This is a genomic window from Aurantibacillus circumpalustris (assembly GCF_029625215.1).
GTDB lineage: Bacteria > Bacteroidota > Bacteroidia > B-17B0 > Aurantibacillaceae > Aurantibacillus > Aurantibacillus circumpalustris.
Genome location: NZ_CP121197.1, coordinates 3,263,614 through 3,289,225, shown reverse-complemented (window position 1 = coordinate 3,289,225; position 25,612 = coordinate 3,263,614). Strand labels below are relative to the sequence as shown.

The window sequence follows — 25,612 nt, the reverse complement described above, 5'->3', positions numbered from 1 at the left end:
AAATCCGGCTTGTGGGCCGGATTTCAATTTATCATCATTTTAATTTATTTTTTTGCGTCAGCCAAAAACTGAGCTAAACCACTATCCGTTAAAGGGTGTTTTAATAAGGCGCTGATTGCACTTAATGGAGCTGTAATAACATCTGCACCTATTCTTGCACACTCAATAATGTGCATTGGGTGACGAACACTTGCCGCTAAAATTTGTGTTTCAAAACCGTAGTTGTCGTATATCAAACGAATGTCTTCAATAAGTCTTAAACCGTCTGTGCTAACATCGTCTAAGCGGCCAATAAATGGTGACATGTAAGTAGCACCTGCTTTAGCAGCTAATAAAGCTTGTCCAGCAGAAAATACTAGTGTGCAATTTGTTTTTATTCCTTTTTCGGTAAAATATTTAATGGCTTTTACACCATCTTTTATCATAGGGATTTTTACAACAATGCGTTCGTGCAATTCTGCAAGCGCTTCGCCTTCTTTCACCATACCGTCAAAATCTGTTGAAATTACTTCAGCACTTACATCACCAGTAACAATATTACAAATATCCACATAGTGTTTCAAAATGTTATTTTGCCCTTTAATGCCTTCTTTTGCCATTAATGATGGGTTAGTTGTTACACCGTCTAAAACGCCCATATCCTGCGCCTCTTTAATTTGAGCCAGATTGGCTGTATCAATAAAAAATTTCATGTTGTTAAGTTTTTTGAAGGCTTAAAGATAGTTGATTGTGTGGAATTTTAGCAAAAATACTTTTAAGCGTTATTCAATACTCTGAGCGCAAACCCATGCCGTACTCCAGGCACTTTGAAAATTAAAACCACCCGTTATCCCATCAATATTCAAAACCTCACCACAAAAAAACAAATTTGGTACCAATTTACTTTGCATGGTTTTAAAATCGACCTCCTTTAAATTCACACCGCCGCAAGTAACAAACTCTTCTTTAAAGGTTGTTTTTCCTTCCATCTTAAAACTGCTGTTTACGAGCTTCACTGCTAATTTATTTAAGTGTTTATTCGAAACCTCTGCCCAAGGTTTGTTAGTTGGGATTTGAGATTGTTCGCATAAAAACTCCCATAAACGTTTTGGTAAATCAAAAGCTGAGTTAGAGTGGGGAAGTGCCTTGTGTTTTTCTTTTTGAATCTGCTTTATCTGTTCCAAAATGTTATTTATTTTTTCAGGGTATACCCAATTCACCCGTATTTGAGCGAGATAATTGATGTCGAAAAATTCTTTCGCTGCAAAGGCCGATAATTTCAAAACAGCTGGCCCACTTAAACCCCAATGGGTAATTAAAATAGGACCATTGTAATTTAATTTCGTGCCTTCAATTAGCACTTGAGCATTTTTTACACTAATTCCTTGAAGATCTTTTTTTATGGATTCGTTTGGAAGGTTTAATGTAAAAAGGCTTGGAATTGGTTTATCAATGGTGTGCCCAATGTTTTTCAAAATATCATAAGCGCCTGTTTTATTGTGACCACCTAAAGCACAAATTATCACATCTGCTGATAGAATGTCTTTATTGGTTTTAAGAATAAAGTGTTCAGTATTTTTTTGGATTGAAAAGACCTCGCACTGCGCTACGATTTTTATGTTTAGCTTTTTGGCAAGTTCTAAAAAACAATCAATAATGGTTTGACTGTCGTTGGAGTAAGGGAACATACGGCCGTCTTCTTCTGTTTTTAAAATAACACCGTGTTGTTTAAACCAATCTATGGTATTTTGAACACTAAATTTTGAAAAAACTTGTTGTAGCTCTTTATTCCCTCTGGGATAATTTTTTACTAGCTCCGAATTTTCAAAACAATGGTGTGTTACATTGCAACGGCCGCCACCAGAGACTTTTACTTTAGAAAGTAGTTTGTTTGTTTTTTCAAGAATGGTGATTTTATAATTTGGATTTTTTTTTGCTAAGTTAATAGCAGCAAAAAAACCTGCAGCTCCACCTCCTATAACTATACAACTTTTTACGATGCCGTAAATTTACTGAATAGATTACGATAATTAGGTTTTAAAATATGACTAACACTGAGGTTTTATTTAAGATGGAAAATTGAAGATGTAAAATGCAAGATGGGGATGGTTGGAGTTTTTTCCTTTTCCATCAAACATTTTACATTTTCCATTCAAAATTAGTTCTTAATCAACTCAACCCAACCTTTAATTGGTTTTCCGCCAATGCCTAGGTCAATCACATAAAAGTAAGTGCCAGATGATAAATTGTTTTCATCTCCATTACTTGGCCAAGCTTTATTTACGTTATCATATCCTTTTACCTGATATACTTGTTGTCCCCAACGGTTAAAAATATTCACAGTATTATTCGGAAATTCTTCAATGTTTTCAATTGTTAAGATGTCATTTACTCCATCATTATTTGCTGTAACGCCATTATATACTTTCACAACACATTGGCCATTAAGGTCAAGTATTGTTATTGGATTTAAAACTATCGATTCAACTTTAACTAAAGTGCCGTTTAAGGTGTACGTCAGTTTTAATGTTAAATTGTAAGTGCCAGCTTTCAGATTTTTAAGACTATCGCAATTATTGTTTGGACATAAAATTGATGGGTTCCAATAATAACTCAATGTCGAACCTGTATAAGAGTTAGCTGAACTAACGTTGATACTACCATCATCTTTACCATTACATGTTACATCGGTTTTGCTGGTAGAAGCTGTAAATGTTCCTGGACATGAAATAACAGATTGTGTGTAAGACGCTGTGTTGGTGCAGGTGTTAACATCTATAGCGTTAACGGTATAAATAGTACTTGTTGTTGGTGATACAACAATACTACTGAGCATTTCAGTTGTATTCCAAGTATAGGAAGAAGCACCTAAAACAGTTAATGTGACAGATTGTGCTTCGCAACTTTCAATAGCAGAGCTTGTAAATGAAATGACCGGTAAGTTGTTAACCGTTATGGTTGTTAAAGCCATGTTTTCACAAGTATTTAAATCGGTACCGGTTAATGTGTATGTTGTTGTAACGGAAGGTGAAAATGCACTTCCGTTAATTATACCGTTGGTCCACGTATAAGTTACTGCTCCACTTGCATTCAAAGTTGTTTGATCGCCAATACAAATTACTGATTTAGTGCTGCTGATTGTGAGAGATGGTAAAGCGTTGACTGTTACTGACGCTACCGCACTATTTGTGTTTGTACAACCAGCAACATTTGTGCCGCTTACCGTAAAATCACCTGTAGTTAAAGGAGTGAAGAACACTCCGTCAATGGCGCCACCAGTCCAAGTATAAGTGCTTGCGCCGCTTCCAGTTAGTATAACAGAGTCACCTTCGCAGATTTTTGACTTTGAAATGGATGGGGTGACACTAGGTAATGAATTCACACTAATACTTTGTACAGCGAGATTGGTACTTGTACAACCAGCGGAACTTGTTCCAACAACTGTATAGCTTGTTGTGACACTCGGCGTCGGATTATATATAGTAACCGAAACATTGCCAGGATTCCATGTGTATGAGCTTGCTCCGGATGCAGTTATGGTTGCTGACTCGCCTTCGCAAAGAACAGAGGACACAGAGACTGCAGTTATTGTAGGCGTTACATCTACTGTTATTGTTTGAATAGCCGAGTTGGTACTCGTGCAACCTGTCAAAGTATTCGATCCTATAACCGTATAAGTAGTTGTGATGGATGGAGTAAATGCTGTATTATTTGTTGCTCCAGCCGTCCAAGTATAAGTATCTGCTCCTCCACCTATCAAAGATGTTGTTGCTGTGTTGCATATTACAGGGCTACTTGCCGTTGCAGTTACAACAGGTAAAGCATTTACTGTTACTGAAATTACAACAGTATTTATTCCAACACAGGCATTAGTACTCGTGCCGCTTACACTATAACTAATGTTACTAGAAGGAGCTATTGTAAAGCTAGTGCCTATGATTGACCCTGGATTTAATGTGTATGTACTAGCACCACCAGGATTTATTGTAATTGAACTTCCATCACAAATAACCGTGTTGTTTGCTGTTGCTGTTATGGTTGGATTAGGATTAACAGTAATTGTTTGAACTGCAAGATTTGTACTGGCACAACCTGATAGAGTGTTTGTTCCAATTACTGTATAGGTTAAGGTTGTAGTTGGTGTAAAAGAAACACCATTTGTAATTGTTGGTATGCCTCCTGTCCAAGTATATGTATCGGCACCACCACCGTTAAGTATTGTTGAAAATCCACTACAAATAACCGAACTTGTGGCACTAGCTGTTACAACAGGTAAAGGATTACAAGTTCCCGTCATTACAAAATCGTAGGGACTTTCATTGCAGTCGTTATTAGTAATAAATAGTGTTGTCGTTTTTACACCACTTGATGTAGGAGTAAACGTCACCGAAAACACAGCTGAATTTCCTGGTAGTATCGGCGAGGCAGGGGTAAGGGGACCAATGTTTGAAAGAGAAGCATTCACTCCACCAACGCTTATGGTACCTACAGTTAAATTTGCATTACCGGTATTTTGAATGGTGAATGTGCGCACAACTTGTCCGTTAACACAAACGGCACCAAAATCAGTATGATTACTAATAGTAGCAGTTGATGCACCATCGTTAATTGTTATACCGTTTCCAACAAGATTTATTTCCGGTGCAAAGTAGGGTGCACAAGAAGAACCTGTTGTCACAGTGCTGGTAGGTACCCAATTAGAAATTGTTCCTGTACCCGCAAAATTAACGAGTGTTCCGGTATTTGCGCTTCCTGAAACATCAGTAACAAGCGTGGTTGTGGTATTGCCTCCAAAACCTATACCCTGATTAAAATGATAATTAGCGATCAGACCCGGTGCCGTTGTTGGTATTTCACAATTCATGTTGTTGAGAATTTCGGCGGCACACAAGGGTCTATTCCAAATACGTACCTCGTCCATTAAACCTGTAGCAACATACGTGCTGCTAAACGCTCCTATTTGCAGGGGACTATTCCCCGTGAAAGGTTGAACTGTTGTGTTACTTGATACGAGTATTCCGTTTTTATATAAACTCATTGTTGTGGAAGGTGCATCATAGCTAACTGCGATGTGGTACCAATTTCCAGGAATCATTACAGCGTTATCCTGTACCTGATTCCAGGCACCGTCATGTCCGGCCGAAAGGCTGTAATTGTAAATACCAGGTGCCCATAAAGCACTTCCATTGGTTACGTTACCAGCACTAATAAAATTGTTTCCGTTAGAAGAGGTTGAAAATTTAACCCAGGCTTCTTTTGTGTAAGAAGCGGTTAAAATATTACCACAATTAATGAAATCATTCGTTCCATCAAACGCAATGGCAGCTGCAACGTTTGCTGACCCTGACAATACAAAATCGTAAGGCGATTCGTCGCAGTCGTTGTTCGCTATATTTACTGTAGCTGTTTTAGTTCCGATGCTTGTTGGAGCAAACGTTACTGAGAATACTGCAAAAGAACCAGAAGCTATGGGCGAAGCAGGAGCTAATGCACCAACAATAAATTGCGAAGCATCTGCGCCGCTCATTGTAATGCTGCTAACCGTTAGAGGACCCGAACCTGTATTTTGAATGGTATAACTTTTTACGGTTACCGATGTAGAGGTAATGTTCCCAAAATCAGTATTATCAGCTGTTGCAACCACAGTATTGCCATCGGGAATTGTAATGGCGTTGCTTATCAAATTAATATCAGGTTCTACAAACGCCGTGCATGAACTTCCTGAAGTTACTGCACCTTGACCAATCCAGTTAGAACTTAAACCACTTAAACTAAAATTTGTAAGCGTTAAAGGATGATTATTACCTGATGCATCTGTAAGCACAGTCACCGTTGGATTTAATCCACCTGCGATACCTTGATTGAAATGATAGTTCGCAACTAGTGAAGAAGCGGAGGTTGCAATTTCGCAATTTAAATAGGCTTGTATTTCACATTGTGTAAGTGCTCTGTTCCATAATAGCACTTCGTCAATACTACCTTTGAAAACTTCTGTACCTGCTGAATTACAACCAATATTAAAACTAGTATTAGGAGTATTAGGTGTTACGATAGCAAAACTATTCGTGAGAACGCCATTTACATAAAATTCACCAGTTCCATTTTTTAAAACTGCCGACAAAGAAGTCCAAACATTTGGAGTTAAAGTGTAATTTCCATTATAATAGCTAACACCGCCAAATAATAAGGAAGGAGTACCAGCAGCCCCAACATAAATACCATAACCGCTGTTAGAGGAGTTTCCGTTATATACCACCATTTGGTTGGAGGCGTTTCCACTCCAAAATACTTTGGCCTGAAGCGTATTATTAAGAGTTTGGGTGTTAAAGACAGGAGTTCCTATAGTCTCAATATTTCCATTTATGTGCAGAGCAGCACCAGCCGAAGCACTTGCCGTAATTACAAAGCTATAGTTTGGTGAGGTGCAATCTGAACTATTCACGTTCACTATGGCAGTTCTCGTTCCAAGGCCTGTTGGAAGAAAATTTATAATAAGGTTTGTTGTTCCGGTAGTTATTGAAGAAGAGGGTTGGCTAACAACAGTGAAGTCAGATGCGTTTCCTCCATTTAAAGTAACAGGTGTATTTATAAACATGGTTCCTCCGCCACTACTTTGAATAACAAATGTTCTGCTATTTGCGGCTCCAAAATCTGTAAAGTTTGTGAGGTTTGGAGTAGTGCTTCCTGCGACAATGCCATTACCGTTACCTGTAATTGAAACAGAAGAACTTGATGGAGAGGTTAACGTGTATCCAGAAACTACTGCTCCTGGAGCAATCCAGTTAGAGACAGTACCTGTTAGCAAAGAAAAATTGGTTAGAGTTCCTGTATTAGAACCTGTTGCGTCATTAAGGTTTATAACACCTGTGTTGTTTAGCGCATTTGATCCTTGATTAAAATGATAATTAGCTATAAGACCTGGTGCTGTGGTTGGAATTTCACAATTCTTGTAGGTTTGTATTTCACATTGTGTACGAGCAGTACTCCAAATCCTTACCTCGTCGATTAGACCTTCAAAATAGTTTGCTCCACTTAAATTTGCCCCAATTTTGATATTATTTGTGGTAGTACCAATTGCGAAATTTGTAGAGTAAGGTCCATAGGAAATACCATTCACATATACCAGAGCCTTATTTGTTGCTTGTGTATATACAACTGCTAGGTGATACCATTGGTTAGCTGAATAAGTTGTTATTGTAATTTGATTTGGATTAGAGGTTGAAATTCTAATTTCATTTCCAAATAAAGTTAGATACCTATCAAAAAAGCCATCATCAATGCTAACCACCATTCTGTAAGATGCTAAAGTGGTTGTTGGATAAATCCATGCTTCCCATGTTGTATTTGGAATTACATCTGTATCGGCATCTATTGATGTTATGATATTATCATTAACTCCATCAAAATTCAAAGCAGCTCCTGGCGGCGGCGTTCCTTCAATAGCAAAATTGAAAAGCGGAATACTACAATCGTTATTATTAATATTAATCGTTGCCGTTTTTATACCATTTGCCGTTGGTGTGAAAACGACAACAAAAGAAGTTGTTGCTGAAGCACTAAGGGATAAAGTTGGTAATACTGTTATACTAAAATCAGAAGCATTTGTTCCTGTGATATACGGAACACTAATATTTAATGTACCAGTATTGCTGTTTTGTATAACAAAAGTTCTTGTTGTTGAAGTTCCAAAATTTGTAAAGTTTAAAGTTGATGTACTTGTTGAGCCGTTTAGAATGGAGCTCGAATTTCCACTAATTTGAATCGAAGCTGTTGGTGGCGCAGCGGTTGTATAACCAGAAACTACACCTCCTGGTGCAACCCAGTTTGAGATAGTTCCGGTTAATGCAAAACTATTTAAAGTTCCGGTGTTTGAGCTTCCTGATGCATCTATTGACGTAGTTACTAGAGTGTTATTAAGTGCTGCAGCTCCTTGATTAAAATGATAATTCACAATAAGTCCTGGTGCAGAGGAAGGAATTTCACAATTCATGTAAGTTTGAACTTCACACTGTGTGCGGGTACCATTCCAGAAACGTGCTTCGTCGATACGCCCTTTAAATGGAAAACGCCAGGCGGCCTCTAAAGCACCAACGGCACCATTCAGTGCACTAGAATTTGCAGTTTCACCAGAGGTAATAAACACCTCTGTTCCGTTTTTAATACATTTTACTTCAGCAGCCGACCAAGTAACCATAAAGTGTTCCCAGGTATTTAATGTAGAAGTAAGCCCAGTTGGAATACTCCTTCCTGCCCAAACGTGAATTTGACCAAGATTATCCGATACTAAACACCTGTCATAGCCACCGTCTTCATTACCGACAATAACTTGAATTGCGTTAGCTGACGGTTCTCTGTATACCCACGCTTCAAACGTAAGAACAGAATAGGTGGAAGGGTTCATGTTAATTGTGTTAACCCTGTCATCAACTCCGTCAAAGCTAAGTGCTGAACCTGGAGGCGGAGTTCCTTCAATTGCGAAGCTGAAAAGCGGAATATTACAATCGTTGTTATTAATATTAATAGTTGCCGTTTTTAATCCATTTGCAGTTGGGGTGAACACTACAATGAAAGAAGTTGTAGCAGAGGCTGCTAGTGATAATGTTGGAAGAACTGTAACGCTGAAGTCGGAAGCGTTTGTACCTGTAATATTTGGAAGGCTTATGTTTAATGTACCGGTATTGCTGTTTTGTATAACAAAAGTTCTTGTTGTTGTAGTTCCAAAATTTGTAAAGTTTAATGTGGAGGTTACAACTGAATTATTTAAAATTGGATTCGAATTTCCACTTAAAGTTATGGATGCAGTTGGTGCAGCGGTTGTAGTGTAGCCTGAAATTACACCACCAGGAATTATCCAGTTAGAAGTAGCGCCCGCAAGATTAAAAGTATTCAAAGTTCCATTATTTGTTCCAGCGGCATCAATCAAAACCGACTGTGTAGGATTGCTTAATCCAGCAGCGCCTTGGTTAAAGTGATAATTAGCCATTAGTCCAGTAGCGCTGGTTGGAATTTCACAATGCATGTAGGATTGGATTTCACATTGATTTCGTGCAACATTCCAGATTCTTACTTCATCCATTGAGCCTGGTAAATAGGTATCGTAGCTACCGATGAGTACATTTTGAGTTGTGGTTGGTGGCGATGGTGTTCCTGCCCATGGCTGATTGGGAGAACTGAGAATACCATCTATGTAAAACCGACCTCCATTCACATCGATAACAAGCGCTAGATGATGCCAGTTGTTATCTGTGATGCTGGTTGTAGCGTTGATAGAATTTATATAGTTGGTAGCATCTTTAAAATAATGCGCAATAAGATTTCCATTCGTCAAGTAAATAAGCCAACCATTATTGGAGTTGGTTACATATTTTCCCACTAAGGATGTGGCTGTACTACCAGTGTAAGATGTTTTAACCCACGTTTCTACAGTTAAAGGAAATGCGTTTAATGAAGACGTGTGGGCGATACTAACATAATCACTCACGCCATCAAAATCAAGTGCAGCAGCAGCTGAAGGGGTTCCTCCAATAGCACAATTAAAAATAGGAATACCACAATCGTTGTTGTTGATGTTTAAAGTCGCTGTTCTGAATCCACCCGTTGTAGGTGTAAACACAACCACAAATGAAGTAGAGGCTGATGCGGCCACGGTAGTTGCCGGTGCTACAGTGACTGAAAATTCTGAAGCATTGATTCCTGTTAGATATGGCGCTGCTATTGTTAAAGTTCCTGCACCGGTATTTTGAATAACAAATGTTCGTGATGTAGCAGAACCAAAATCAGTAAAATTCAGCGTAGAAGTAGATGTGGAATTGTTGGCAATGATATTGCTATTACCACTCAGTGTGATGGTACTAAGCGGCGCAGAAGTCACAGTATATCCGGATGCAAATGGACCTGGTGCTATCCAGTTCGAAACTGTACCTGTAAGTGCTATGTTCGTTAATGTTCCGGTATTCGTTCCCGTTGCGTCTGTCAAGGTCGTCACAGCCAAATTATTTATCCCATCGCCGCCCTGATTAAAGTGATAATTAGCAACAAGACCTGTTGCTGTTGTTGGAATTTCAGCATTCATATAGGTTTGCAGTTCGCATTGGGTGCGGACTGTATTCCAAATACGAACCTCGTCAATTTTACCATTAAAATAAGCACCACTACCCAAATTTTGCGAATCACCTAAGCCAATACCATAATGTTGGTTATAACCATTAGTTATTGGCGATTCCCTGATAACATTAACAAATGTACTGGAGGAAACTCCGTTAAGAAATCCATCTAGTTTGCCCAACATATGATTGTACCTTAGCACTATATGGTTCCAGGTTCCAAAATTAATTGGTCCTAAGGTTACAGAGGCTACAGGAGCGCTACTCCAAACCCTAATAGCCACAACACTATTGGTTAGAATTTCTATTTGCGAAGCGTTCCAAAATGTAGCAAGGGAGGTGCTTCCACGTTCATCAATTACAACGCCGGCTCCGTTAGGATTAATCCATGCTTCGATGGTAATATCGCTGGTTACTGTAATAGCAGAAGATAAATTTGGTGTAATAACATAATCATCCACCCCGTCAAATGCCAAAGCAGAAGCAGGGGTAGCACTTGCTGTAATCACAAAACTATAAGTTGGATTAGTACAATCAGAACTAAAGATGTTTAAAACCGCGCTATTTGTTCCGAGAGAAGTTGCACTATAAGTAACAACAAGACTCGTGTTTAATCCACTTGCAATGAGTGTGCCAGGGAGGGTGGTTATAGAGAAATTGGCAGCGTTAGCACCTGTAAACAAACCATAGCCAATGTGCAAGTTTCCGCTTCCGGTATTTGTAAGCACAAATGTGCGTGTTGTAGATGTTCCAAAATCTGTAAAGTTGAGGGTACTTGATGTGGAGCTTCCAGGCGCAATGTTATTACCGTTTCCACTAACAACAAGAGTAGTGTTTAATACAGCCGGTGTAATAGAGCCTGAAATAACACCACCTGGATTCACCCAATTGGAAGCATTATTTCCATTTGTTAAGCTAAAATTTAATAAAGCCCCATTATTACCTCCTGTGGCATCTGAGAGTGTTGTAACGGTAGAGTTGCTACCCGCAGGAATTCCCTGGTTAAAATGATAATTGGCCAAAAGTCCTGTTGCCGTTGTAGGAATCTCGCAATTCATGTATTGTTGAATTTCACATTCAGAACGTGGCACCGTCCAAATTCTTATTTCATCCAACCCTCCTTGAAAGAAATTACAGTTACAATTATACCCTTGTCTGCCTATGTAAACAGAATTGTTACCTGCTGTAAATAAACTTGCTGTACAGGTTTTAGTAGCATCCAAAAGCCCATTAATATAAAATTTAAGGTAGCTTCCATCAAAAGTAACCGCCACGTGCGACCATGCATTTAAAGGAACTGCGCCTGAAGAATATTTCCAACCGTTTACATCACTATGAAAAAAAGCAAGTTGATTGCTAGGATTTAATTGGAAGATATATTCACCACCATTTACTACGTATCCACCATGGCCTTTACTGATAATAGTGTTGTTTTTAGATAAACTTGGATTTACCCAAGCTTCAAAAGAGAATGGGCCTGTGATAAGATTGTCTAGTGCAGGTGTGTTATTGATTAAGACTTGATCATTTGAACCGTCAAATGCCAAAGCTGAAGCAGGACTAGCACTTGCTGTGATCACAAAACTATAAGTCGGATTCGTACAATCATTGCTTACAATATTTACAATTGCACTTGCCGAACCAACAGCCGTTGGTGTAAATAAAATGGTAAACGAACTTGTAGCGCTAGCACCTAAGGTAGAAGCAGGGCTAGAGGTTATACTAAATTGTGCAGCGTTGGCACCCGTAAAAGAAATATTATTAACAGACAAAGTACCCGTGCCAGAATTTTGAACCACAAATGTTCTTGTGGTGGTTGTTCCAAAATCGGTTAAGTTGTTTGTGCTTGTTGACGTGCCTTGTGGAATATTATTACTATTTCCGCTTAAAGCAATAGATGAGGTTGGAGCACTTGCTATTGTGTATCCATTAACAATGTTGCTCGGGGAGACCCAATTTGAAATACTTCCTGTTGTTAAGCCAAAATTAGTAAGTGTTCCATTGTTTACACCAGTGGCATCAATTAATAAGGTTTGAGTAGAATTTGCTCCTGAAGGAATGCCTTGATTAAAATGATAATTAGCAACAAGTCCTGAAGCAGTCGATGTAATTTCGCAATTCATGAATTGTTGAATCTGGCACTGCGTGCGCACAACATTCCATAATCTAGCTTCATCCAATTTACCGGTCAATCCAGAACCAATGGGAGTAGGAGTGAGAACCGATGCTCCTAAACATAAGCGTCCGGTTCCGGGATTCATATTACCTCCCGAAATATTAGTTATTCCGTCTAAAACACCATTTACATAAAGTTTAAAATATGTACCATCGTATGTTGCTGCAACGTGGTACCAGGTGTTAATTGCCGCAATTGTGGTTCCTATTACTTTATAGTTGCTTACCCCAATTTTTAAATCACTAGTAAATTTGCCAGAAGCAGCCCAAAAGTATGACTCGTACATTCCACCTCCAACAACATCTGTATTTTCTTTGAAGAAAATCCGGCTATTTGTTGCTAGGGTCGAAAGACTTACCCATGCTTCCCAGGTTCCAACAGTGATATCTAAACTAGGGTCGGTACCACAATTTACAACATCGTCAACCCCATCAAAACTTAATGCTGAAGCAGGACTAGCACTTGCTGTGATCACAAAACTGTATGTAGGGTTTGTACAATCGTTGGTAATAATATTAAGTACCGCTGTTTGCGTGCCTAAAGCCGTTGGGGTAAACACAATTGTTAAAGAACTAGTTGCACTGGTGCTAAGCGTGCCTGAAGGAGTAACTGTTACGCTGAACTGTGAAGCCGCAGCACCCGTAAAATAACCCGTGTTAATGTATAAATTACCTGTGCCGGTATTTTGAACGGTAAAATTGCGGGTACTATTTGTTCCAAAATCATTAACATTTAATGTGGGTGTAGTTGCTCCGTGGGCAATGTTTGTGCCACTTACGCTTACTACAAAAGAAACAAGGGGCGGATTAGCAGTTATAGAACCACTTGTTACTCCTCCTGGTGTTACCCAATTGGAAGTGGTGCTAGTTAATGCAAAAGGACCAGTTAACGTTCCATTATAACTACCAGTAGCATCCGCAAGAATTGTAACCGTTGAATTGCTCCCCGATGCAACACCCTGATTAAAATGATAGTTAGCCAATAACCCTGTTGCGGTTGTTGGTATTTCACAGTCTTTAAATGATTGAATTTGGCATTGTGTGCGGGCTACATTCCAGATGCGGAGTTCGTCTAAATTTCCAATAAAATAGCCGGTGTTACTACTACCACCAATAGAATAGGTGCCTGTGCCTAAATAATTAGAAGTTGCAGTATTAGCGGCAACTAGAATACCATCCAAATAAATAAATTTGTTTTTCCCAACAGCCGTTGGATTGTAAACACAAGACCAATGATGATAAAGCCCGTCAGTTGTCTCAGGTCCTGTATAATCTAAATCTCCATTATAAAATGCAAAAGTGAATTGATTTGTATTTCTAAAACCAACATGTAAATACGTATTGTTTGTTGCAAAAGTACCTTGTTCTAATATATAATCATTTGAATTTGTACCATTACGTTTTGCCCAAAATTCTATTGTCATGGGTTGATTGTTTATACTTACTCCAGTTGATACAACTACTCTATCATCTATCCCATCAAAATTTAATCCTGCACCTGCAGCAACTCCTATACCCTCAATTGCAAAGCTATATGGGTTTTCATCACAGTCATTGTTTGTGATAGAAAGCGTTGCACTTTTTAAGCCAAGCGTTGTAGGAGAAAATGTTACTGTTATAAAAGTAGTGCCTCCTCCAGCAACTGCTCCTGTGGGTAGACTAGTTATACTATAGCTGGAAGCCCCACTTCCTGTTAAATTAGAAGCTGAAATGGTCAGTGATAGGTTACCGTTATTTTTGATGACAAAAGTTCTGGTAAGCGTTGCGCCAGTTATCACGGAGCCGAAATCTGTAAAATTAGTCGACGTAGCAGTTGAAGCTCCGCTCACAATTCCAACTGAGTTTCCGGTTACGGTCATTTCTTGTTGATTTGGACAACCACCCACAGAAGGAGCGCCGCAAACCCAGTTTGAGTTGCAGCCTGTTAAAGCAAAATTGGTGAGAGTGCCTGTAATGCCTGCTGGTAAACTTGAAACAGTGTTGTATATCGCATTACCACCGCTTGGTATGCCTTTGTTGAAATGATAATAGGCAACAAGATTGGTTTCGTTTCCAACTAATTCAGCAACCATTCCGTTAGCTATTTCTAATGAGCTGCGGGCTACATTCCAAATTTTAAACTCGTCAATTTCTCCTCCAAAAAAAGTACTTGGAGTTCCGCCACTGAGCCCTGCACCAAGTAATAAAGGCGCAGTCGTACTAGGTTGACTTCCAAAGACAGTTAATCCTGCAGACACGCCATTTACCCAAAGAACAAGCGCAGAACCATTAAACGTTGCAGCTACATGCGTCCAAACATCCTCCGGAACTAGATTTGGGGCGGAAATAACAGTCCACGGTGCAAGATTTCTGTAGGATTGTAAGGAACCATCTGCATTAACAGCTAAATTCCATGAAGCTGAAACCCCAAAATTGTGATGTCCAGCTATAATTCCATTACCACCGCTTTTGCGTTTTACCCAGGCTTCAATAGTATAGGGTAAAGTACCTGCAAATATGGTTGTTGGAGCTGATCCAAAATCTACATAGTCGTTTATACCGTCAAGATCCAAACCGTTAGAGGAGGCGGTAGCACTTATTACAAAATCATAAATCGTTCTGGTACATTCAGAGTTGTAGATATGTATGGTTGCTGTTTTTGTTCCAACAGAAGTGGGAGTAAATGTAATAACAAAGCTGGTTGAGCCAGTTGTTGCCGCTAGTATAGATGAAGGAATTACCGTTACTGAGAACTGGTTGGCATTAGCACCTGTAATTATTGGGGTTCCCACATTTAAAGTTTGACTGCCAGTGCTTTGAATTACAAATGTTCTGGTAGGATTTGTTCCAAAGTCGGTATGGTTAAAAGTCGTTGGGGAAGTGCTTCCGTCTATTATAGTATTACCATTACCGGTAACGTTTATTGTGGCAGTTGATGCGCTCGCTGGTGTGGTATTTCCTTGAGCGCTACAGCCTGGTGATGTCCAGTTGGAGTTTGAACCGCCCAAAGAAAGACCGTAGTTATTCAGGGTTCCATTATTTCCATTTCCTGTAGCATCTGTTAAAGTATTGTTATTCAGAATGATTGGGATGAAATTAATTCCATTAGCGATCCCTTCATTAAAATGATAATTAGCTACTAAACCAGCGGCTGTTGATGGAATTTCAGCAGTCATGAATCGCTGAATATCACATTGCGACCGTGTTACATTCCAAATTCGTACTTCATCGATATTTCCCTGATACGGATCTATCAATCCAACATTATTATTGTTGGTTCTAATTCCGATATAAAATGGATTTGTTGAATTTGTAAAAGATGCTGTTTTTGCACCAACCAGTAGTCCGTTTTTATAAAAAGCATAAATGCCATTATTGTAAGTAACTGCAATATGAGTCCAAACACTGCCCGTTATTGATGTGGATATAGCTCCTCCCATTAATGGCGAATCCACAAAAACAGATCCACTCTGAACAGCCATAACAAATCCCTGATTGTTATTATAGAAACACTGACCTAGAACGGTATTCCAGTTACCAAAAAGATTAGTAGGATAAATCCAGGTTTCAGCAGTCCAGTTAGTGCCGAAACTTAAGGATGAAACCTGAACATAATCATTGGCTCCATCAAAATTTAGCGTTTGCCCAACTTGAGCATGAGTAATAGAGTGAAAAGAAAAGAATATAGCAATGCCTAAAAAGCGTTTTAGAATTTTTTGAAGAATTGTTTTCAAGGTAAATATCTTATTGTGTTTGTTTGTTTTTTTTGTTGCATTAAAAAATCAAGTACTAAGACTTAAAATTATAATACACAGCGACATACAAATATAAACGATATTCGATAAACTACAACAAAAATGCGATGAGTTATAAAAAAAAAGCGTATAAAAATTGATGAATAATCATTTAGCGACTAAAAAAACATATTGTATTAAGTGAAATCACTTTTAGGATTTTAAATCATTTTTTCCGCTTTCAAAAGAGCAAAAATAAATTGTGCTAAATTTAATATTACAGCAAGTTTGGGTTAAAATGAAAAAGAGGTGTAAAAACGTACGGTTATTAAAAGAGAAAAAAATTAGTTTTTAGTTACTTCAACCCATCCTTTTATTAATTTGCTTCCATCGCCTAAATCTATGAGATAAAAGTAGGTATTTGAACTTAGTTTTGATTCTTCTCCAGCTGCAGGCCATGATTTTTCTGCATTATCGTAGCCAGTCACCTCGTACACTTCTTGTCCCCATCGGTTAAATACGGTTACCTTATTTAAAGGGAATTGGGTAATGTTATCTATTTGCCAAATATCATTTATACCATCACCGTTCGGTGAAAAGCCACTATAAGCTTTAATAATGCATGGTCCATTTTCGTCAAGAATATGAATAGGATTAATAACCAATGAATCTACTTTTACGAGAATATTGTTAAGCGTATAAGTTACCTTAACAATTAAGTTCACTGTTCCCGAGCCTAAATTTTCTAAATGGTTGCAGTTGGTTAAAGGGCAAAGGGTAGCTGGTGACCAAATATAAGTTATTTGACTATTTGAGTAGGAGTTAGTTGTGGTAATTAAAATTTGACCATCTTTTTTATCACTACAACTTAAGTTTGTTTGACTTGCAATGGCTGTTAAAGTTCCGATGCAAGGTGTTACAGACTGGGTGTATACTTCTGAATTTACACAACCATTATTATCTCTGCCAATTACAGTATAAGTTGTAGAAATTGTTGGCGTTACAATATAGGTTTGATTCGTTTGATTTAAAGTCCATGTATAGCTACTGGCACCACTTGCGGTAAGTTGCACCGAATCCGCTTCGCAACTTCTTGTTGCTGTGCTTACAATGGTTAAAAGAGGAAGTGGATTAACAATTATATCTATCGTTGCACTATTAGAACATGTATTGGAATCTTCGCCAAACACGGTGTACGAGTTAGTTGTTGTTGGAGTAAAGGGAGTGTTGTTGGACACTCCTCCTGTCCAAGTGTAATTGACAGCTCCGCTACCAGTGAGGGTTGCTAAATCTCCAAAACAAATAACGGTTGTATTTGCATTAGCTGTAACGGCGGGTAAAGGATTAATACTCACTGATGCAACAACAACGTTGGTATTGCTACAACCTGCTGTGCTAAAGCCGCTTAATGTATAGTTCCCCGTTGTTATAGGAGTAAAAGATATGCCGTCGGTTATTCCACCAGTCCACGAATAAGTAGTAGCTCCATTTCCACTGAGGGTTAAAGACTGTCCGTTGCAAATGGTTGTTGATGTAATGTTAGCAGAAACAGAGGGTACAGGATCTACCGTAAAAGAAATTGTTGCAGTATTTTGACAGAGGTTCACATCAGTACCGGTAACAGTGTATGAGCCCGATGCACTTGGTGTAAAGCTAATATTATTAAGCACACTACCTGACCATGTATACGTAGTTGCACCACTACCAAAAAGTGAAACACTGCTTCCTGAACAAACCAAAAGAGTAGAAGCATTTGCAGTTACCAATGGTAGTGGGTTCACAGTAATTGGTTGTGTTGCTGTGTTTGAACTTAAACACCCTGCCGCACTTGAACCGGTTAGGCTGTATACTGTAGTAATTACTGGAGTAGGGGTAATAACTGTAGTTGTTAAAGTACCAGGTTCCCAAGTATAACTAATAGCACCATTTGCCGTTAAGGTAGGTGAATCTCCTTCACAAACGGTAGGATTTATTACCATTAACCCAACCGTAGGATTTGAATTTACACTAATGGTTTGTACTGCAAGGTTTGTGCTAGTGCAACCTGTTAGTGTATAGGATCCACTTAAGGTATAGATCGTTGTGGCTGAAGGTGAGAAAGGTGTAGCGTTTGCAATAAATGGATTCCAGGTAAAGGTATCTGCGCCTAAACCAATGAGTGAAGTAGTGCCGCTGTTACAGATGACAGAATTACTGGTACTTGCTGTTACAGACGGTAAGGCGTTAACCGTTACTATTTGAACGGCTATGTTTGTGTTTGTGCACCCTGCTGCAGAACTACCTGATAAGGTGTATCCAGTATTACTTGGTGGAGAAGGCGTTAACGTAGCAGTGCCAGGTCCACCCGGTGCCCATGTGTAGGTATTTGCACCAGTGGCTACCAAACTTGCAGTTCCACCTAAACAAATAACCGAAATAAGAGGATTGATAGTAACGGTTGGTAACAGATTTACTGTAATAAGCTGATTAGCAATATTAGTGCTTGTACAACCTGCAGTACTTGTTCCGGTTAAACTGTAGGTTATCGTTCCTGCGGGGATAGGATTAACGGTAGTTCCAATAACCGGACCCGGAAGCCAGGTATAGCTGCTTGCTCCACTGGCAATTAATGTTGCCGGGGCTCCGGCGCAAATAGCTGCGTTGGGTGTTGTGGCTGTTACCGAAGGAATAGCATTCACAGTAATGGTTTGAGCAGCTGTGTTAGTGCTTGAGCATCCTGTGAGTGTATTCGTACCTATCACTGAGTAGGTTGTGGTTAAAACCGGTGAAGGGGTTATGCTTGTACCATTCAAGGAACCGGGACTCCAGGTGTAAGTATCCGCATTAGTTGCAGTAAGAGTGGTTGTGTTACCAAGACAAATAGAACCACTAAGTGTTGAGACAGCCACTATCGGCAAGCTATTAACCGTTATGGTTGTTACAGCAATATTAGTGCTTCTGCATCCTGTTAAGGTATTTGTACCTGCTACTGTGTAGTTTGTGGTTGTTGAAGGTGAAAATGGAATAGTATTAACTGCGGGTATAGTGCCTGTCCACGTATAAGTATGTGCTCCACTACCAAATACACTTGTACTAGCTGTATTACAGATAACTGAGTTACTAGTGTTTGCAGAAACAACAGGAAGAGCGTTGCAGGTTCCGGTTAGCAACACATCATAAAGAGCTTCGTCACAATCATTGCTGGAGATATTAAGAGTAGCTGTTTTAACGCCGCTAGTTGTGGTGGTAAAGGTTACAGCGAATGTGGCTGAACTCCCAACGGCTATAGGTGATACAGGAGATAATGGTCCAACACTAAACGAAGTAGCACTTGAACCACTCATTGTAATTGAGCTAACCGTTAGAGGAGAAGCACCTAAATTTTGGATACTGAATGTTCGTACTACCACGGTGTTGATACATACAGCACCGAAATCAGTATTATTGGCGGTTGAAGAACTTGCATTACCGTCGGGAATACTAATTCCATTACCCATTAGGTTAATTTCCGGATCAAGGTAAACACCGCAAGAAGAGCCGGAAGTTACAGCCCCTGGTGCCACCCAATTGGAAATTGTGCTAGTGAGTGCAGTATTTATTAAGGTTCCGGTATTTAAGCTTCCACTAAAATCGGTTAACGTGTTTATACTCGAATTATTAACACCAATATTACCTTGATTAAAATGGTAGTTCGCAACCAGTCCCATACCTGTAGTAACAATTTCACAATTCATATTGTTTTGAATTTCGGGTGCGCATAATGCACGGTTCCACACTTTTAATTCATCTAAGTCCATATGCGGACAATAGGTAGGTGTTGCCGCAAATGAACCTATCTGGAAGGCTGGATTGGTTGGCAGGGTTAGTGCCGTTCCGAAATTCAACGTTTCAATAAAAGTTCCATTGATGAAAATTTCATTTGAAAAAGTAGAACCTCGGTAATTCACAGCAACATGCGTCCATATATTTTGTGGGATAGACGCAGTAGTTGCGATTAAATCTGGGCCAAAATGATGGATCCTGATTTTATTACTGTTAGATGCGTCGTATCCAATTGTTAGAAGTGAACCAGAACTAGCTGTACCAAAAGATGTAATCCACTTGTGCCCAGCTTGAACAGACTTTACTTTTACCCAAAACTCAACAGTAAAATCATTGTTACCACTTGGTAGGTTATTGGATGGTAGATCAATGTAATCGTCTACCCCATCAAAATTCAAAGCAGCTGCTGGTGGTGCTTCACCATGAATGGCAAAGTTGAAAATAGGTTTAGTACAATCGTTGTTTGAAATGTTAAGCGTAGCCTGCCTGACTCCAGACCCTGTGGGAGTAAAGGCAACAACGAAAGATGTGTTTGCTAGACTACTTAAAGTACTACTTGAAGGTAAAACCGTTACTGAAAACTCTGAAGCGTTAATTCCGGTTATATAGGGTGTGCTAATATTTAAAGTACCACTGCCGCTGCTATTAGTAATAACAAATGTTCTGGTGGCAACAGAACCAAAATCGGTGTGATTTAAAGTAGTTACTGTTGTTGAGTTGCTTGAAATTGGATTACTGTTGCCTGTAATACTAATACTGGCTGTAGGAACCAAGGATGTACTATACCCATTTGCAACAGAGCCAGGACTTATCCAGTTAGAAGATAATCCGGTTAGATTCATATTTGTAAGTGTGCCTGTAATTGCACTTGCAGAAGCATCTGTTGCTGTTGACACACTTGTATTGTTAAGCCCGGCAGAACCTTGATTAAAGTGATAGTTTAAGACAAGTCCCGATGCTGTTGTTGGAATCTCACAGTCCTTGTAAGATTGAATTTCACATTCGGTGCGGGCTATGTTCCAAACTCTTACTTCATCTATGCTTCCATTAAAAAATTCTCCACCACAAGATGTACAGGTTGAACCTATGCGCATGTTAGCGTTATTGGCCACTGTATGTGCGGTTGGAAAATCCTGTCCGTAAAGAATGCCATCTATGTAAATTCTTCTGGCTATTCCGTCAAACGTTGCAGCAAGGTGATGCCAGTTACCATCTGCAAGATTTGGTCCTGTTACCTGAATATCGTTACCGTACCAATAATTGTTTATGGTATTGGAAGGCCCAAGTCTCAGTGCATTTGTCTGGTTCAATGTACCGTAATTTCCCCAGCCAATAATTCCGTTCATGCCATGCACATTTGGTTTAATTTTAGCCTCAATAGTATAAGGCGTAAAGCCTACTGGAATATTACCATTTAAAGGGATATCTACATAATCATTTACACCATCAAAATTAAGCGCTGAGGCTACCGCCGCAGTACCCTTTATAACAAAATTAAAAATAGGTTTATTGCAATCGTTGTTGTTGATGTTAACCGTTGCCGTCCGAACTCCTCCTGCTGTTGGCGTGAAAGCAATTATAAATGAGGTAGTAGCTGAAGCTGCCAGACTAGCAGATGGTAAAACGGTTATAGAATACTCAGAAGCATTCAGTCCTGTTAAGTAGGGTACGCCAATATTTAAAGTTCCGGTATTTGAATTCTGTATCACAAATGTTCCTGTTGAAGCTGAACCAAAATCTGTAAAGTTTAAAGTTGTTACTGTTGTAGAATTATTTGCAATAGGGTTAGAGTTTCCTGTCACAGTAATACTGGCGCCTGGTACAACACTCGTCGTAAAATCGTTCGCAATAATGGAAGGACTTACCCAATTTGATACTGTACCTGTTAAAGCAAAACCGTTAACAGTTCCCTGGTTAGAAGCAGCAGCATCCGTAACCAGTGTTACAGAAGAGTTGGCGAGGTTTGAAGCACCCTGATTAAAATGATAATTCATAACCAGTCCGGGCGCTGTTGTTGGAATCTCACAGTTCATATAGCTCTGGATCTCACATTGCGTGCGGGCTACATTCCATAACCTTGTTTCATCCATCTTAGCGTTTAAATTGCTGTTAACTGCTGTTGGATTAACCACTGAAGCTCCGAGCCCTAGCGGACCTGTTCCGGGATTCATTGGGCCTGAAGGAGCCAGGTTAGTTGCTTCTAATATACCATTGATATACAATTTAAATGCGGTTCCGTCGTAAGTAGCCGCCACGTGATACCAGGTATTTATTACAGGGATAGTCGTACTCAAAATCACATGGGTAGTAAGCCCTATTTTTAATGCAGCATAAAAATTACCTGATAAGTAAAAAATCTCATACATCCCTGTATAGGTAGCATCAGCAAGGTCTTTAAAAAAGAGCCGTTGTGTAGTAAGTGCATTTAAATTCACCCATGTTTCCCAGGTACCAACCGTTATATCGAGAGAAGGATCTGTCCCACAATTTACATAGTCACCCGCTCCATCAAAATTAAGGGCGGAAGCTAAAGGGGCATTTCCTTTAATCGTGAAATTAAAGATCGGTATGTTACAATCATTGTTATTAATATTTACAGTAGCGGCTCTTATCCCGCCGACAGTGGGTGTAAATGCTACTACGAACGTAGTTGTAGCTGATGCTGCCAAGGTAGTAGAAGGTAAAACCGTGAGTGAAAACTCAGAAGCATTTAAACCTGTTATATATGGTGCGCCGATATTTAAGGTTCCGCTATTCGAATTTTGTATTACAAATGTGCGTGAAGCAGCAGAAACAAAATCTGTATTATTTAAAGTTGTGACAGTGGTAGAATTATTCGCAATAGGATTACTATTTCCGCTTAAGGTAATACTTGAAGAAGGCGCAGAAGTTGTTGTAAATCCTGGGGTAACCGCCCCAGGACTCACCCAGTTCTCAAAGGTGCCTGTAAGAGAGGAATAGAGTAGAGTCAGATCATTGCTATTTCCTGAGTCATCAATGATGTTGGTAATTCCAGAGTTGTTCAGGCCTGGCGAGCCTTGGTTAAAATGGTAGTTTGCAAGCAAATTCGGCATTGAACCGGGGATCTCACAATTAAGATAAGTCTGAATTTCGCATTGCGTGAGCGCCTTATCCCAGTATCTTACTTCATCTATTCTCCCGCTGAAATTTTCAGAACCAACAGGGTTGGACCCAACTGTAAACAAATCACCAAGGCCAGCATTTGGAGTATTAGGATTTGATACACTAGTGGCACTTACTAAAATGCCGTTGACATAACACTCCACAAGCCCATTCTTTACTACCATTGAAAGCGAAACCCAGGTATTGGGACTTAACGTATAATTATACGGTGTAAAAGTAACACCTCCATAAAGAACTTGTACAGCACCGTTTGCCATCACATAAATTCCAGAACCACGAATACTCGAATGTCCGTTATACATTACTACCTGCGGAAATGTGTTTGGACCATACCAGTATACTTTTGCTTGTAAAGTGACGCTCGTAGTATTATTTGTTAAAATTGTCCGTGAAGCATAATCATTGCTTCCGTCAAAACCTAAGGCATCTGCCGGTGGAGCGTTTCCTTCTATCTTAAAGCTGTATAAAGCAGTAGCATTGTCAGTACTTGCTATTTGAACGCTGGCACTCCTTAAACCACCAGCTGTTGGTGTAAAAGCGACTACAAAGCTGGTTGTTCCGCTTGTTGAAAGAGTAGTTGATGGAAAAACGGTGACCGAAAACTCCGACGCATTTACACCAGTTAACTGCACTGCATTTATATTCAAAATACCCGTACCCGTATTCTCAATTACAAACGTTCTGGTGCTGTTAGATTGGAAGTTGGTAAAATTAAGTGTACTCGTGGTACTCGCGTTATTGGCAATTGCGTTGGTGTTTCCTTTTAGATTAATAACCGCTAATGAAGAGGCAGGTGTGGCGTAATTAGTTATTACTCTTCCTGGCGTTATCCAATTAGAGGTGGCACCGGTTAATGCAAAATTATTTAGATTACCGTGATTATAAATACCATAATAATTTTGACCAGACAGGTCAACAAGGGTCGTAACGGAAGCATTTCCGGCTGCTGTTCCCTCATTGAAATGATAGTTATTAAGAAGTCCTACAGTTGCATTAGGAATTTCACTATTCATATAATTTTGAATTTCGTTTTGTGTTCTAATAACGTTCCAGAGTCTCAACTCGTCCATGTCTCCATTATAAAAACCCGTACCCGACAAGTAAGTTAAAGATCCAAGTGTTAGATTCGCGGGAGCGCCTTTCCAACAGCATGAGCCACTGCCAGACGCCTCTAGCACGCCATTTATATACAAATTCATAGCTCCAGTATTACTATTCCTGGTTGCTGCCACATGTACCCATTGCCCCGTATTTACAGCTGATGTTGAAAAAATTGTCAAGTCTCCGCCGCCGCTGCCAATCCCAAATCCAATTTTGTTGGTAACAAGAGCTACTCCAAAATCGTCATTAAAACCACCTATATCTCCATCGACCAGGCCTGCACCTTGGTACCATTGAGCACTACCATTGGTGGTTGTTTGTGTACTTCGCATCCAAAACTCTATCGTAAAATCATATTCAATGGTTCTTGGAATAGAAATGTAATCATTAACACCGTCAAAATTTATAGCTTCATATTTGCTTGACGTTGCTGTGATCACGAAGTCATAAATAGGTTTGGTGCCATCGTTACAATTAATATTTAGAGTAGCTGATTTGGTACCGCCGGTAATCATTGTAACCACAAAGGAAGTACTTCCAATACCTGAAATATTTTGAGAAGGAAGGGTGGTGATTGAAAAACAAGTGGCGTCTGGACCCGTTAAATAAGGTACAACATTTAAGTTGCCTATGGCTGTGTTCTGGATCACAAAAGTGCGGGTAAGGGCACCGTTAAAATCGGTATGGTCAGTTATGGATGGTGTTATATCTCCGTCGCTAATGGTTGTTCCGTTTCCCTGAACGTTTATGTTAACCAGTGGCGGAACAGGCACTGAGAAACCGTTTACAATAGCACCGGCAACCCAATTAGAAGTTAAACCTGTAAGGTTAAAGGATAGCAGGCTGCCACTTATTCCGCTTATAGAGGCGTCTGTTACTGTACTTACTGCGGTATTATTTGCGTTAACTATACCTTGATTAAAATGATAATTGGCGGTTAAACTGGCCGGGCTGGTAGAAACTTCACAATTCATATACGATTGGATTTCGTACTGGCTGCGAGCCCCAGTCCAGATTCTGAACTCATCAACACTGCCATTAAAAGGCCTTCTCATGCCACAGCCACCGTTATCGGCACCAAACATTCTGTGTTGATTAGATGGATTGGTTCCAGTTGTTACAGTGCCAGTAACCTGCGGCATAAGCTGTTGCAAAACGCCGTTGATATACATTTTTAAAACACTGCCGTCGTAAGTTATTGCCCCATGTGTCCATACTCCTAGAGGCAATGCCGCATCGGACATGATTTTGCCTACAGAGCCCTGGAAAATTAATTTACCCGTATTACCCGCTAAACTATAACATGTTGTCTCATTTCCTATGCTTACTGCATAAGCAGGGCAATAACTACAGCCGTAACCTGGGTGCACGATCAACTGATCGGAGTATGCAGTCAGCTTAATCCACATCTCTATAGTGAAGGCGTTGCCCAGCACCCAGGGCGATGCGTTATACGTAAAATTGATGTTATCGTTAATACCATCGAAATTAAGCGCACCCGCGGGCTGCGCTTTGAGTGCTGAGTTAAACAGGCATAGCAAGAAAATGCCATAAAAAGCCTTATTGAGTTTCTTGTAAAATGTTTTCAAAATCTAT

The 25,612-nt window shown here is 39.6% G+C and carries 4 protein-coding genes; all 4 read right to left on the bottom strand.

The features are described 5' to 3' along the window. Nucleotides 1-44: 44 nt before the first annotated feature. The 4 genes from fsa to P2086_RS13675 all read right to left on the bottom strand — a co-directional run bounded on the left by fsa (nt 45) and on the right by P2086_RS13675 (nt 25,605). Nucleotides 45-692, bottom strand: coding sequence for a fructose-6-phosphate aldolase (fsa, locus tag P2086_RS13690; RefSeq protein ID WP_317897307.1), 648 nt, complete (start codon nt 690-692; stop codon nt 45-47). A 69-nt stretch (nt 693-761) separates the two neighbouring features. After that, the gene (locus P2086_RS13685) at nt 762-1,925 is read right to left on the bottom strand and encodes a BaiN/RdsA family NAD(P)/FAD-dependent oxidoreductase (protein ID WP_396127474.1); all 1,164 of its coding nucleotides are present in this window, start codon (nt 1,923-1,925) and stop codon (nt 762-764) included. Nucleotides 1,926-2,137: 212 nt separating this feature from the next. Further along, nucleotides 2,138-15,970, bottom strand: a complete 13,833-nt coding sequence (locus P2086_RS13680) for a LamG-like jellyroll fold domain-containing protein (RefSeq protein WP_317897306.1) — start codon at nt 15,968-15,970, stop codon at nt 2,138-2,140. A 344-nt stretch (nt 15,971-16,314) separates the two neighbouring features. Further along, nucleotides 16,315-25,605, bottom strand: a complete 9,291-nt coding sequence (locus P2086_RS13675) for a LamG-like jellyroll fold domain-containing protein (RefSeq protein ID WP_317897305.1) — start codon at nt 25,603-25,605, stop codon at nt 16,315-16,317. Nucleotides 25,606-25,612 lie beyond the last annotated feature (7 nt).